Below are 13,991 nucleotides of genomic sequence, written 5' to 3'. Positions count from 1 at the left end.
TATTAAAATTCATTCATCTTTATATTTATGTACTTTATGATTACTATTCAAAAAATATCTATAGTTTCCCAATATAACGCATATATACCAGACCAACTGCAAATACTTTACTGGTATATGTTTGTTCGTAAGAACAATCTTTTTTATTATGGCCACGACTATCAAACTTTCTTAGTATATATAGGATTATGTTTCGAGAGTAGTTGTGAATATTCTGACAATTTATTTTTATACTCTGCGTTTTAATATTTATACATATAAATATTTATTATTTTTCTAATATAAAAAGCCATGGTTTGTTAATTAATATATCTCTATTAATTACTAAACCATAGCCTGTATTTTAGTCTCACTCAACTCTATATTCAACTTTTCATACACTGCAAGTGTGATACTGAAATTCCCGTCACTTCACTAATAACATTATCTTCCAACAAACCTATAAGCCTACATGCAATTCTCACTTGCTCTGACATAATCGCAAAAACTGCTTCCTCTTTTGCTTTCTCTTCCAGTTCCCTTTTTAATATTTCGTTTTGAATATAAGCGTCAATTTTAATATTCCTCAATTCATCATATATTAATTTCTCCATCTCCATAATTACTTCTCCTCCCTATTTAAATATATAAATTTTTCTATAGTTAATACACTATTAAATAAATTTCATCTATTACCCTTATCTAACTAATACTAATATTCTATAACATCCAAACGTTTGTTTCTATAAAATTGACTATCTGCAACAAAATATTTTATATTTACTATATTGTTATACTAAAGCTTTATAGAACACTTAAAGCATTATCAAATTATTGATTTTTAAATATAATTTAAGTATAAACAAACATAACATAGCATCAAAGGAGAAACAAATGATAAGCGACACTTTATACTTAATACAGGATAAACTTAATAAAAAACTACAAAATTTAACTATAGAAAACTTAGATAAACAGAGGTGTAATTTACTTACAGAAGAAATCATATTTGAAGCTAATGCAATTATGCCTACGCTTGGTCTTAAAATCCATAGTACAACTACTAATTTTAATGAAAAATATATATTACTAACCTCAACAACTTCTATTGGCAACTGCTTTTGCATATACATAGAAATAAAAAATAATACTTTTTACAGTACGGAAGTATCATTTCTTGCTTAATTATGGGTATTTATAATGCCTATAATTATGTACTAAGGCATTATAAACCTGCAAATTTCAATTTAACTTTTTTATCATGTAATATTTTTTATTGCGGCCGCAACAATTACTCTATATTAATTGTTTTATCTCTATAATTTTTTTTACTATATTTGATGAATTATATGTTCTATTCACCTCCCTAAAATTTAAATATAATAATATCTGCTACTTATCATTATCTTTGTTTGCTATCTTTGTCATGGTTTTAATAGCGTACACTCCAATAATTGTCATTGAAATCAATGTCGCTAATGCTATTGTTACTGTTGCAACTATCTCTGACATAACTTCCCACCTCCTCTCATTATTAATGGACTTGTTGCCAATAGTAGACGAAAAAAAACAGCAATCTGATAACATTCAAATCACTGTTTTTTTGCCATATTCAATTTCACAAATTATATTATTATCCAAAAATATCATCCCTATCTTTTATTTTTTCTTAATCTATGTCTGTTTGTTTAATAAGCTATCAATACACATATCTATTTCTGCCACTATAGCTGAATACCATCCAAGCAAAGCGTTAAAGTATCTAAAATCTTTTTCTTCTGGGTCTAAATCTGATATGACCTTATATTCTTGCTTCGTTATATATATAATAACCTTTAATCTTTCGGTTGAATCCCTATTTAAAAGAGTTAGATTAACATTATCGCTTACATCTTGCTTCTTTTCTATAAATACTCTTTCTACCTGCTCATAATATTCATAAAAATCTTCATATTTCTTAAACTTAAGTTCGTCGTAGTCTTTTCTTGCAATCTTTATTAGCCAGTCATAGAAATTTCTCATAAATTCACATATATCTTGCTGTTCAAGTTTTATATCCATTTATTCTCCCCCCCTTTCTTAAAATATACCATTTATTTCATATTTTATATAATTGTCTTCTCAAAAAGTCTTCCTGCGTTTCATTAAAGTCTTCCAAAGCTTAATTATAATGTCATTAACTCTAAATCTTGTGACAGTTTCTGGCTTAAAAATATGTTGAACATCACTCCTCATGGTATCTGGATTCTCAATCTTATTGGAATTGTATGTAAATTCAGCATAGAAATCGTTAAGCAATTCCTGTTTTTCTCCATCATTCCATATCTTTACGGATTCTTTATAACCCATTTAAACTTCACCTCCTTATCAAGAAATAGCCTTTTTAAATGCCTTTGGGGCTCACTGGACAATTATCATTTACAACATTTTATTCCTAATTGCAATTTAGTTAGCAATATAATAATTAAGTCTTTTTAGCACTTTCTTAAGTCCATTTAAACTCTCCTTACAAATAGAATTTAAGGTTCAAAATCAAGAGCCTTAGCTCCTTATCCTTGAACCTATTCTCCAAGCTCTACAGCTTGAACCTTAATCCTACTCTCCTATTTTATTGGTCCGAAAGCAACACTTAAGAACCTTTGTTGTGAATTTATTGTTACTGTTCTTCCATCTAATTCAAGAGTTTGAGATTTCAAGTTACTATCTGACAATACAGAATTTAAATAGTTTCCTTGTGTTGGCAATATCCAATTTAGTATAACTGGAACTTTTTGCTCTACTTCTGAATTAGTACATAAAATTCCTATACTCATGTCATTCTTTCCAGATAATACGTTAAAACACATATAATCAGTTTGGTCAGAACCACTTACGCCATTTGGATTAAGTGTCATTCCTCCATTTTCGTCAAGAAATCCTAAAGTACGTACTTTATCCTTAATTTCAGCACCAGTATATATGTTTCCACTTGGTCTTGAAGTCCATGCACCATTAGCGTCTAAATAACATCCATCAACTACAGTATTAGTAGCCATAGCTCCATTGGAAGCTAAGTAATACCAAGTTCCGTTACCTTGAACCCAACCAGTAGCCATTTCACCATTAGACCAGAAATAATACCAGTCTATTCCATCCTTCAACCAACCAGTAGCTTTAGTACCATCTGTTTTGGTATAGCTCCACGCTCCTGTTGAAGATTGCACCCACCCTTTAGCTGATGAAGCATTAGCTTGAATAATAAAGTTAGTTGATAAAACAAGACCTAATAATAATGTTAATAATTTCTTCTTCATATTTCACCTTATTTTCCCTTTTTATATTATTATATCTATATTTTAGCTTACACATGTTCTTTAAGCAATCTTTTTTTACGCTTTAAGCGTATTCTATCACCTATGTATTAACTGTAAAGTTAATATATGCGAGGTGGTTTTAATGGATTATACAATTGACAGGAAATATTTAGGAGACAGAATTAGAAAGAACAGGGAATTTTTGGGTTTAACTCGTGATGAATTCGCAGAAGCCATAAATATATCTACATCGTTTTACACGCAAATCGAAAGAAGCGAGAGGCTCCCATCTTTGGAAACCTTAGTAAAGATAGCTAAGAAAATGAATATCAGTCTTGATTATATAGTTTTTGGAGATGACAGTATAGATGTAAATAAAGACAATTTAATTGATGATATAAATAATGCTTCTAAACGACAATTAAAGGTGATTGATGAGATTTTTAAAACAGTTTTACCTAATCTCAAAAAATAAACCAGACAACTATGTCTGGTTTAAATCCTAAGTATTGATTTTTAACTCTTCTACTACCTTCTTTAAATGTTTGTTAAATCCGATAATAAGCCTCTTTGTATCCCTACAAATCCTGTTTATCATCATTTGTCTTTCTGTATAAAATAGTGCTATAGGATAATAAATACCTATTTTTTCAAAATTTTTATCCCATTTTAAGTTATAATCAAATTCATCATTTATCATTTCTTTATTTCTTAACAATTTGTAGTATATCGTTTTTCCTTCATTATCAAAAGAAAGCTCTACCCCTACTTTATTTTTCTTATTAATTAACACCTTGTACGTTATTCCTGAATAATTCCCCCCAATTCCAAAGTTCTTTCCACTTAAATTTTTGTATCTGTGTATATTTACAGAAATCTCCTTAGAATCAATTCTTAGTCGTTTCAAAATGCTAAGCAGTAATTCTTCCTCATAGCTTATAATTTCTTGCTCTTCTTTTATTAGATTTGTTGATATATTGTTGCTAATTTCTATAGATTTTTTATCTATGAATATTTTATCAATATCTTTTAACCGCTGTAATTCTCGTATTTGCAATGTTTTATCAATAATATTTATTTCTTGCAATATTGGAATAACATCTGAGTTGATTTTTAGAAAAATAAGCCTTATATTCTTTTCTGAATAAAATACAACAGTTTGCATAAGCTCTGTAATCATATCCTCTTTTGCACCAAGCGAACAGTAGACAATCACAGTCTCTTCATCTTCATTCGCAATAGCAATTAATTCTTGAACCTGTCTAAAATGGACTTGATAGCTATTTGTATCTGTTTGCAATTCAATCAATAACCTCTCTTTATTCCCATTAATTGCCCCATTCATATCGACTCGCCTGGATTTGAAAGTCTTTTCTAAATGTAGGTAATCTATCTTCACTCCAAGCTCTCCTTCAATTATTTCTTTATTTAGCTTTAGAAATGTTGCAAAGAGAAACTCTTTATTGCTTCCATTTATTGCCACGAAACCACACCTTTCTAAAAAAGAATCAGCCTAAGCTGATTCTTTTTCTAACATTAATTTTTACATTCCAAGCAGATTTCCCCTAAGAACATCCGCTAAATCTAATAATTTAGTTTCTTCCTGTCTTGTAATATTAGCTACAGTACAATAATTTTCTAATTCCGTAACAAAATCTCGTAAGGCAATTTTTAAATTAATATCTGCAATTATATTAGCAAACATATACTTCTCATTGAGCAATAGATAATCCAAATTTTGTATACTATCCTCTTCATCTGTTGAACACCCACATATTTCTTCTAAAGTAGAAAATGGGATACCAAAATACTTAACTAACCTGGAAACACTTTCCAATGTAGGATTGCTTCTTGAAGACCGTTCAAGACGATTTATATAACTACGAGAAACTCCTGTCTCCGCCTCTACAACAGCTAAACTCACACCCTTTTCTTCCCTATATTTCTTTAGCACATCTCCTATTTTAACCTTCTCATTCATGTACTTTCCTCCTTATTCACTTCGCTAATCTTAATAGCTCCTTTTTTATATTGGTTTCTATCTTATATGCATTTGTCAGTAATTTTATAATTGACATAATATTAAAATTGGTGGTATTATGGAACTATAAAATTCAAGTTTAGTCCAATCTTATCAGGTTAGATTAACAGCAAAAGAGACCTCTTCGGAGGTCTCTTTTGCTGTTAATCACTAACATTCCCTATAGTTATGAAATTGTTGACTATTGTATTATTTACAATTCAAAACCAATCTTGATATAATAAATACATAAATAAATTGCCAAAAAGACCAACGCCTTTTCTATAAATATTTGTGAATGTCCTACCAAAACTTCACATAATTTTACATTTAAAACAGCTATAGATTTATCTGTAGCTGTTTTTAACTTATTATCAAAAAATTTTTATCTTCTTATGTTAATTCAAAATAAAAAGCTAAGGATTATCGCTCCTTAGCCTCTAATTCTTATCCTATCCAAGAACCATCATTACCTAATACATATCCATCTACGGTTGTATTAGCCAACATAGCTCCTGATGAATTTAAATAGTACCATTTCCCATTGTCTTTTATCCAACCAGTTTTCATTGTTGCACGTGAATATCCAACATTAGGGTCTAAATAATACCAATTTCCTTGGTCATTTACCCAACCCGTCTTTGCAACTCCATCACTATCTAAATAGTACCAATTCCCAGATGAACCTATCCAACCACTCACAGGTCTTCCAGATGGATTAACAAATGAACCATTTCCTGTGAAAGCAGTGCTACTTCCTGGCATTGAAGGCTTTGATTTTTCTGGACCACTGTTGTATGACGAAGTATTAACAGGTGAATTATTATAATATGAAGAATTATTAACAGGGACATTATTATAATATGACGAATTATTAACAGGAGCAGTATTAACTGTCGAAGGGTTTACACTGTTATTATTTTCTGATGTAGATGTATCATTTTTTGATGTGTCATCGTTCATGTAAACATGCTTCTTTATTCTACCTGTAGTATCATAAAAAGTATGCTTATCACCATCATTAGTAACCTTAACTACTACTCTTAAATATTTATTATCATCATAAGTTTTCACCCTATAAGTATCTTCTGTTGCACCAGAAATATCAACATATTCACCATTCTTTGAATTAGATTTTTGCCATTGATATTCGACATCTGGCTTATTGCCATCATACTTTATCTTAGCTTTTAATTTTTCTCCAACTTCTTCTGTACCAGAAATGCTAACAGATTTCAATGTTGAGTTACTTGTATTATTATTATTATTATTGTTATTACCTGTATTTGTGTTGTCAGTATTACCAGTGTTGTTATTATTGTTATTTGAACTGTTTTGTCCTGAAATTACAAGTAATTTACTACCTTTAAACCCACTGCCATCATTTGCTGTAGCAGTAATTGTTACAGAACCATTTGACTTTGCAGTGACTATTCCACGATTATCAACATTAGCTATACTTGGGTCACTTGAACTCCATGTAACAGAATTATTGGTAGCATTAATTGGACTAATATACGCTGTAAGTGTTATAGTTCCATCTTTAACGTCAATATTTCCATTACCCATTACAGTAACGTTAGTAACCTTAATATCATTATTTACAGGAGTAGTTGTTGTAGTTTGTCCTGAAACAGTAATTGTCTTAGTTCCTACAATTCCACTTCCATCTGTTGCAGTAGCAATTATTGTTATAGAGCCATCTGTTTTAGCTGTAACTACACCAGTTGAACTTACAGTTGCAACACTTGAATTACTTGAACTCCATGTAACATTTTTATTATTCGCATTAGTTGGAGTAGCTATTGCGGTTAATTGAGTTATACCTCCCTTACTACTAATAACATTACTTCCAGTAATACTTATACCTGATACCTTAACATCAGTTACAGGTGTTGTAATTGTTTGACCTGAAATAGTAATTGTTTTAGTTCCTGTAATCTTACTTCCATCTTTAGCTGTAGCAATAATTGTTACATTTCCATCAGCTATTGCTGTTACTGTTCCTGCATTATCTACTGTTGCTATACCTGTATTACTTGAAGTCCATGTTACTGATTTATCAGTAGCATTATCTGGAGTAGATGTTGCAGTTAATTTTACTGTTCCACCTTTGTTAATAATAGTACCGCTTCCAGTAATACTTATTCCTGACACCTTAACATCAGTTACAGGTGTTGTAGCAGTTTGTCCACTAATAGAAATACTCTTAATTCCTGTGATATTACTTCCATCTTTAGCTTTTGCAGTAATTGTTACATCACCATCAGCTTTAGCTGTAACCAATCCAGAAACGCTTACAGTAGCAATACTATCATTGCTTGAAGTCCATTCAATGTCCTTGTTACTTGCATTAACAGGAGCTATATTAGCATTTAATTGAGTTGTTCCATTTTTAGCACTAATACTACTATCTCCATTAATAGTTATACCTGATACTTTAATATCAGTTACAGGTTTTGTAGCACTATCAATAATGCTTTGTACTGTATCTAATCTACCTAATAATGTTGTTTTGTCAACTCCATCAGCTAACGCTTGTACTAATAATTTAGCACTATCAACATCAGCTTGAACTTTTGAATTTTCTGCCTTTAATACTGACTTTGTAGCGTCATCTAATGCTTTGTTTGTATCAATGATACCTTGTACGGTAGATAATCTACTTAATAGAGCAGTTTTATCAGTTCCATCAGTTAATGCGTTTACTAATGTTTTAGCATTATCTACATCTCCTTGAAGATGTGAAAGTTCTGCTTTTTCTACAGCCTTTGTAGCCTCAGTAGAAGTAGTTGCTCCCCCACCTATTGAATTTTCTACGGCAGTCAATCTGTTTGATAGGTCAGTTTTATATGTTCCATATTCATTAAATATATCAGTTGTACCAATTTCATTAATGAATTTTTGAACTAATAATTTAGCACTATCTAAATCAGCTTGTGTTTTAGACGTTTCAACTTTGGTCACAGCCTCAGTAGCATTAGATAAGTTATTTAGATTATTTAACTTGTCTTTTACTGTTTTTAATCTTTTTATTAAATAATCTTTATCTGTACTACTTTCTAAAATGTTTACCATAGGGTCAGCTATGTCTATCTTAGCTTGTACATCATCGCGATAAGCCTTATTACTACTTGTATCTAAATTTAAATTAAGTGCTTCTACCGCTTGTACAGCTTTTGTAGCTAAAGTTAACTTGTCATCAATAGCTTTTTGAACTGCATTTAATCTTAATGTTAAGCTATCTCTATCAGTTTTACCTAATAAAGCATTGACTAAAGTTCTTGCACTATTAACATCAGCTTGCAGTTTAGAAGCTTCTGCTATAGCAACTGAGTCAGTAGCCTTTTTAATAGCGTCAGCACTATCTAATCCAGTATCCATAGAACTTTGTAGAGTAGCTAACCTGTTCTTTAATTCAGTTTGTAAGTCTTCATCAGCTTTACCAACCAATACGTCTATAGAATTTACTAAAGTTGTTGCATAATCAACATCAGCTTGAACTCTTGAATTTTCAGCGGTAACAACAGCGTCAGTAGCAAGTGTTGTCATACTATCTCTATTCATGTAATTAGGAGCTAATGGCATTGTGAAACGTGTCCAAACAGTATTTACCCATTCATAACCATAACTTCTAAGTGTATCATCACTTTCTCCAAGCACAATTTGGTTGTATGAGCTAATATCATCAGTAGTTGTGTCAACATGAACCCAATTACCTTCAACCTTAACCAAGTTCCAACTATGACCATCACCTTTTTTAGTTCCTGAAACTATGTGACAAGGAAAACCTGCTTCTGTAGCCATTTTATAGAATAAGCCTGCATAACCTGAACATACAGCTTTTCCATTAGCTAATGCTTCATATGCTGTTCTCTTACTTAAAGAATAGTCATATACTACATTGTCTAATATGTATTGATGAATAACTTGTATCTTTTGGTTATCACTCATTCCTGGCTTTATAATTCTTGATACTATGTCATGTACCTTAGAATCAACATAATCTTCCTCAGTCTTTGTTGATAAATAATCTGCCTTGTAACTTGCAACAAAATCTGTTGCTGTACCAGTAATGGTTGGAAAAGCACTACTGTATGACAACTGTAAATATTCATCTGTATTATTACCTACTTGTGATGTAATATCTTTTAGGTTGGTCATTATTGATGTATCTGTTCCAACGTAATGAATATCAAAATTTACTTCTCTGTTATTCATTGCATTTAATAGAGCAGTTCTTAAATCTGCCTCAGTTGAAACTGTAGTTGTTGTAGCATAAGCTACCGATTGTACATTGGCAATTATTGCCGTTGTCGTTAATAAAGTTGCTAAAAATTTTCTCTTCATCCGTAATTCTCTCCTGCATTCATATTTACGCCCAAAAATACTTTTTCCTCAATTAGCCATAATCTAACCCCTTTTACGATATTGCTAATTATATGGTACTTTTTAATGTTTTTTACATTAATATAAATATATTTTAATTTAGACATATGCTTATTGCAAGTATTTTTTATGCTTTAAGCATATTGTGTTTAATATCAAAACACTTCTATATACTTCAAAAAATAGATAAAAATAGACTAACATTTCTGTTAGTCAAAATTAAAAGTAGTTAATCTATAAATTCCTATAGTAGGGTTTGTGTTGCTGATTGTATTTATTCTTTAGTCTTCATCCGTCAAATATAACTAATATTATTAAGATATGATGAAATTAAATCATCTAATTTTTGGCTCAATTCTAATGTTTCCTTATTATTTATATCATGTAAATTTTCAATAATATTACTATTTAATTCTTCTCTTAATTTTTCAATTTCCTGCTTTATATAATTCAATTTAGGCGTCTCTATCTGCTTCAATAATTTCTTTTTATCTTTCTCTTGATATAGCTTTTCATCTGCCATCTTAATTAATTCCTTCACATCTATAAAATTCTTAGTATCGGCAATCCCTATACTAACACTTACGCTTGGACTATTATTTTTCATTTCTTTTCTTATTCTGTCTTCTATTCTATTTACACCTACAATATCTTCATCAAATAATATAATTACAAATTCATCGCCACCATACCTTATCGCAATATCATGCTTTCTAATACTTCTTGTTATTGCTTGGCTAACTAATTTAATTGCCCTATCTCCCTCTAAATGTCCATTTTTATCATTGATAGATTTTAAATTATCTATATCAATCATCAAAATTGACATTACTCTCAACTTGTCATTATCTTTTGATTCTTGAATAACCTGCTCTAAATAATTCCTATTGTATAATCCTGTTGCCTTATCTATTAGGGCTAAATGACACTTCTTACAATCACATAAAGAATTAATTGTAATAACACTATAGTCTTCATTATTCAGAGCAATTTTATCAATAGTTACAAAATAATTCTTTAAAATATATTTAATGCTTTTATCATCAAAACTTTGCTTAAATATACTTAAATTTTTTAGATAACCATATGCAATTTTTTCATCTATACTACTATTTTCAATTCTATTGTTTTTATTCAATATAATACGTATAGGCTCTTCTACTTTAAAGTTATTGTCGCACATTATATTATTCCTCCAAATTTATAATTTGTTCTTTATTAGACCTTGCTGAAAAACTCTATGTAAGCGCTAATTGTTTTTACAAAGACAAATAATTCCATAATTATCGAGAATATTATAGCATTTATTACCATTACTGTAAATATTACAATACTTTTCATTGATAGATCAAATAGTAAAAATGATTTTTCCATCTTGTATATGATAAGTCGCTTTACAAGATAAAAAAACACCTAAAAAGGCATGAAGGAATATAAAACCAAATTTATATTTCAATCATGCTCAAAAATAGAATATACTTCTTATTTGATAAAAATCGAATACATTATGTGCTACAACCATCTTTATTTTATCTTTAATGATATATACAGGTCTTTTTGCCTCTATTATAATCATATTCCATCTAAACAATGCTCCGTCTACACATTCTCTTCCTATTAAAAATAGTTTACTTTCTTGCTTGCAAAGCACTTTCTTGTCTTTCATCAAGTTTTGCATTAACAACAAAATGATAAATTCTAAAATATGAGTTCTCTTTTTCAGGATTTTTATGCAATGTCCTTAAAACATTTGACATGCCTTCAACTTCTTCTATTTCTCCGACCACCTCAAAATTTTTCACACCATCTATCTCAACATATAACTCTTCTAATATTTGCTTACGTTTTTTAAGTGCAGTTACCAAATTAACGTTCTTATTAAATAATATTGTAAAACCAAACATAGTATCTGAATTCATATAGCCTAATAATTGTTTAAATTGATTTTCAAAGCTCCCCCATTCCTTATTCTCACCAATAGCAACAACTTTAAATATATTATCGTTATACGTATATATGTAAAAATCACATTCCCCTATTCCTTTTTTGGCAAATCCGCTTGGCATTTCTCTCGTAACAATTATTCCATTATCATGTAATTTCTCCTTTATGATAGCTGTTACATCATCACTTAATTGCGTCTCAGATGTATTCATTAATCTTCTTGGATCATTTTCTTTATATTTTGTAGCATTATAGATTAATTTTACAATTAATTCTTCTATATTATCCTCTTTATTTAAATTAATTTTCAATTTATTTTTAGCATTAAAATATTCTTCTTTTATATCATCTGGCATTAATTCAAGGTATTCCTCTAAATCTATATGAAAAAACTTTTCAACAAACTCTGGGTTCTTTTTACATAACTCAATATAATCAGATAACGAGTCGTCTAAAAAATCCCAATCTTCAAACATAAATCCTTTATATACATCTATGTTATTAATATTATTTGCAATATATCTATCATCTAATGATTTTATATCTTTATCATCAATTGTTTCTTCAAAATCACAATCAGTAACTTCTAACCACCATCCTAATAAATTAAATAAAGCATATTCTTGAATAGGCTTTAAATTATGATAATAGTTATCTCTTGTATATTCCTCCAATTCTTTTAAAATTTCTATACACTTCTCTTGATTCTTTCTACACAAGAATTCTGGAAATATTTCAACTAAAAAAGTTTCATAGTCTAAGCCTTCACAGCTTTCATTAAAAAGTTCAATTATTAAGTATATATTTTTGTTAATTTTTCTAAGTATGTTTTCTGAAACTTCATAATCTATAGTTATCATTAATTCCACCCCATTATTTAATTAGTCTATTTCTAAATTCACACAATGCTCTATTTAACGCTAATCCTATTGATAGTCTACGCCTACATTCTTTAATCTCTAACTTATTATTAGTATCTATTTCAAAGTATTCCTTATCCGCTTCACTTATATAATAATCTATCTTTTCTTGATTGCCCTCTATGAAGTATTCAAATCCTGCTCTCTCTTCTTCATTTTCATAATATAATATCACTTTATCTAATCTTTTCTTAGCATATACCTCTTCACTATCCTGTATATCTAAGAAAAACTCCTGTAATTTGTAATCAATACTGTCTTTCAAAAAATATTTGTATGTAAACTTATGATTTACACCAAACTTATCATATCCTACATATCCCCATTGAGGGACAGGTGTTGTATATCTTCCACTATCTAAAACTACTAATTGAAATTCCTTTAAAATAGTCTCATTGTACATTATTTTTAGATTTTTATACATGAAATTCGAGTTATATTGAGAGTAAACATAGAATTCACCTTTTCTTCTATCATAATCTTCTTCATCATACTCTTCTACTAATTTAAATTCAGGTCTATAAATATTGTAACGAGTATCTTCATTTTGTACCCACTCTAATTTATTTTCCAATCTATTTACTATTTGAAATAGTGGTGGTTGTGTTAATCCGAGCCTCTTCTTCCAAAGCATTTCTATTTGCTGTATACCTGCATTTTGGCTTATTGGAGTATTTTTATCACCAACTCTTGTATATATGTAACCCTCTTTTATATTATTGTACCTTCTACTCTTACTTTTTAAGTAATAAGGAACATTATAAGAATTAAATATAGTTATGACATCTATTTCTCTATCTTCAATTTCAATTGTATTTAACTCAACTTCTGGAATGTTATCTACTGCAAAAACCGTATTTGAAAGCAAATCAAGTATATCAGCTTGCTTCTTTCTATTCTCGTCATTCACTCCAATTATTTCTCCTGTATCAGATACACCAATTATCAAATAGCAATCTTTATCATGGGCTGTATTTGCAAAGCAAATAATATCATGTAGAAGCCTTTCATTATCTTTATGCCATTCTTGCTTAAAATCCCAATAATCCCCCTCATACTTCTGTTCTATTAATTTCTTTATTTCTAATTCAAACTTTCTTTTATCTTTCATCTTTAATCACGAACCTCTCATTACAAACAAATTTCATAAATCACTTGCATTTTATCAAAATTAATAAATTCTATATTTTTATTTTATCATTTTTTCTATAATTTCTCATATTTCCGCTACATTAATTTTACTTATCATCACCAATTATCTCTATTTAGAAATATCTCTACTATAGTGTATAAACTCATAAAGAATATTGAAAAACCTCCATGTCCGATATACTCTACATTTTTAAACCTCTACTCTTACTCCTTAAAATTCTTTAGAATTTTTCTATCTATGTTAGCAGATAAAATTGTCCCCCAAACCCATCCCATCACTCCCGCACCCTCTCC

12 protein-coding genes and 1 pseudogene are annotated in these 13,991 nt (G+C 29.5%); 2 read left to right on the top strand and 11 right to left on the bottom strand.

What is annotated here, in order from left to right; translation table 11 throughout:
• Positions 1-365: 365 nt before the first annotated feature.
• Positions 366-599 (bottom strand): hypothetical protein, encoded by a 234-nt coding sequence (locus tag GXK56_RS22440; protein ID WP_160691640.1) that lies wholly within the window; start codon positions 597-599, stop codon positions 366-368.
• Between the two features lie 274 nt (positions 600-873).
• On the opposite strand from GXK56_RS22440, the gene GXK56_RS22435 reads away from it, so the two are divergent.
• The gene (locus tag GXK56_RS22435; protein WP_160691638.1) at positions 874-1,164 is read left to right on the top strand and encodes a hypothetical protein; all 291 of its coding nucleotides are present in this window, start codon (positions 874-876) and stop codon (positions 1,162-1,164) included.
• Positions 1,165-1,653: 489 nt separating this feature from the next.
• Here the strand turns inward: GXK56_RS22435 and GXK56_RS22430 are convergent, their stop codons facing one another.
• From GXK56_RS22430 to GXK56_RS28340, 3 genes and pseudogenes are all read right to left on the bottom strand, one after another.
• Complete coding sequence (locus GXK56_RS22430) at positions 1,654-2,040, bottom strand: hypothetical protein (RefSeq protein ID WP_160691636.1); 387 nt, start codon at positions 2,038-2,040, stop codon at positions 1,654-1,656.
• A 60-nt stretch (positions 2,041-2,100) separates the two neighbouring features.
• Complete coding sequence (locus tag GXK56_RS22425; RefSeq protein WP_160691634.1) at positions 2,101-2,328, bottom strand: hypothetical protein; 228 nt, start codon at positions 2,326-2,328, stop codon at positions 2,101-2,103.
• 632 nt (positions 2,329-2,960) lie between these two features.
• Positions 2,961-3,191, bottom strand: a pseudogene (locus GXK56_RS28340) (hypothetical protein); the annotation flags it as partial.
• A gap of 223 nt (positions 3,192-3,414) precedes the next feature.
• Between GXK56_RS28340 and GXK56_RS22415 the strand changes: the two are divergent.
• On the top strand, positions 3,415-3,747 hold the full coding sequence (locus GXK56_RS22415) for a helix-turn-helix transcriptional regulator (RefSeq protein WP_160691630.1): 333 nt from the start codon (positions 3,415-3,417) through the stop codon (positions 3,745-3,747).
• Positions 3,748-3,774: 27 nt separating this feature from the next.
• Here the strand turns inward: GXK56_RS22415 and GXK56_RS22410 are convergent, their stop codons facing one another.
• The 7 genes from GXK56_RS22410 to GXK56_RS22380 form a co-directional block, all read right to left on the bottom strand.
• Positions 3,775-4,755: a DUF4268 domain-containing protein gene (locus tag GXK56_RS22410; RefSeq protein ID WP_160691628.1), complete on the bottom strand. Its 981-nt coding sequence runs from the start codon at positions 4,753-4,755 to the stop codon at positions 3,775-3,777.
• A gap of 60 nt (positions 4,756-4,815) precedes the next feature.
• Complete coding sequence (locus GXK56_RS22405) at positions 4,816-5,253, bottom strand: helix-turn-helix transcriptional regulator (RefSeq protein ID WP_160691626.1); 438 nt, start codon at positions 5,251-5,253, stop codon at positions 4,816-4,818.
• Between the two features lie 486 nt (positions 5,254-5,739).
• Positions 5,740-9,642 carry an Ig-like domain-containing protein gene (locus tag GXK56_RS22400; RefSeq protein ID WP_160691624.1) on the bottom strand — a complete coding sequence of 1,301 codons (3,903 nt, stop codon included), beginning with the start codon at positions 9,640-9,642 and terminating at the stop codon, positions 5,740-5,742.
• A 334-nt stretch (positions 9,643-9,976) separates the two neighbouring features.
• A complete protein-coding gene (locus GXK56_RS22395) occupies positions 9,977-10,864 on the bottom strand; it encodes a diguanylate cyclase (protein ID WP_160691622.1) in 888 nt (295 codons plus the stop codon).
• Positions 10,865-11,143: 279 nt separating this feature from the next.
• Positions 11,144-11,347 (bottom strand): hypothetical protein, encoded by a 204-nt coding sequence (locus GXK56_RS22390; RefSeq protein ID WP_160691620.1) that lies wholly within the window; start codon positions 11,345-11,347, stop codon positions 11,144-11,146.
• Complete coding sequence (locus GXK56_RS22385; protein WP_160691618.1) at positions 11,310-12,485, bottom strand: hypothetical protein; 1,176 nt, start codon at positions 12,483-12,485, stop codon at positions 11,310-11,312. Before GXK56_RS22385 ends, GXK56_RS22390 begins: the two co-directional genes overlap by 38 nt.
• A 13-nt stretch (positions 12,486-12,498) precedes the next feature.
• A complete protein-coding gene (locus GXK56_RS22380) occupies positions 12,499-13,656 on the bottom strand; it encodes an ATP-binding protein (RefSeq protein ID WP_160691616.1) in 1,158 nt (385 codons plus the stop codon).
• Between the last annotated feature and the right edge of the window lie 335 nt (positions 13,657-13,991).

This window comes from Clostridium sp. C2-6-12 (assembly GCF_009928485.1).
Lineage (GTDB): Bacteria > Bacillota > Clostridia > Clostridiales > Clostridiaceae > Clostridium.
The sequence above is the reverse complement of the archived record's forward strand: the minus strand, read 5'-3'. Positions and strand labels throughout refer to the sequence as shown.

Excerpts from the sequence above, each read along its gene's own strand:
- GXK56_RS22440 (WP_160691640.1), bottom strand. The coding sequence starts at position 599 with ATGGAGATGGAGAAATTAATATATGATGAATTGAGGAATATTAAAATT.
- GXK56_RS22380 (WP_160691616.1), bottom strand. The coding sequence starts at position 13,656 with ATGAAAGATAAAAGAAAGTTTGAATTAGAAATAAAGAAATTAATAGAA.
- GXK56_RS22400 (WP_160691624.1), bottom strand. The coding sequence starts at position 9,642 with ATGAAGAGAAAATTTTTAGCAACTTTATTAACGACAACGGCAATAATT.
- GXK56_RS22390 (WP_160691620.1), bottom strand. The coding sequence starts at position 11,347 with ATGAAAGACAAGAAAGTGCTTTGCAAGCAAGAAAGTAAACTATTTTTA.
- GXK56_RS22405 (WP_160691626.1), bottom strand. The coding sequence starts at position 5,253 with ATGAATGAGAAGGTTAAAATAGGAGATGTGCTAAAGAAATATAGGGAA.
- GXK56_RS22425 (WP_160691634.1), bottom strand. The coding sequence starts at position 2,328 with ATGGGTTATAAAGAATCCGTAAAGATATGGAATGATGGAGAAAAACAG.
- GXK56_RS22415 (WP_160691630.1), top strand. The coding sequence starts at position 3,415 with ATGGATTATACAATTGACAGGAAATATTTAGGAGACAGAATTAGAAAG.
- GXK56_RS22435 (WP_160691638.1), top strand. The coding sequence starts at position 874 with ATGATAAGCGACACTTTATACTTAATACAGGATAAACTTAATAAAAAA.
- GXK56_RS22395 (WP_160691622.1), bottom strand. The coding sequence starts at position 10,864 with ATGTGCGACAATAACTTTAAAGTAGAAGAGCCTATACGTATTATATTG.
- GXK56_RS22430 (WP_160691636.1), bottom strand. The coding sequence starts at position 2,040 with ATGGATATAAAACTTGAACAGCAAGATATATGTGAATTTATGAGAAAT.
- GXK56_RS22385 (WP_160691618.1), bottom strand. The coding sequence starts at position 12,485 with ATGATAACTATAGATTATGAAGTTTCAGAAAACATACTTAGAAAAATT.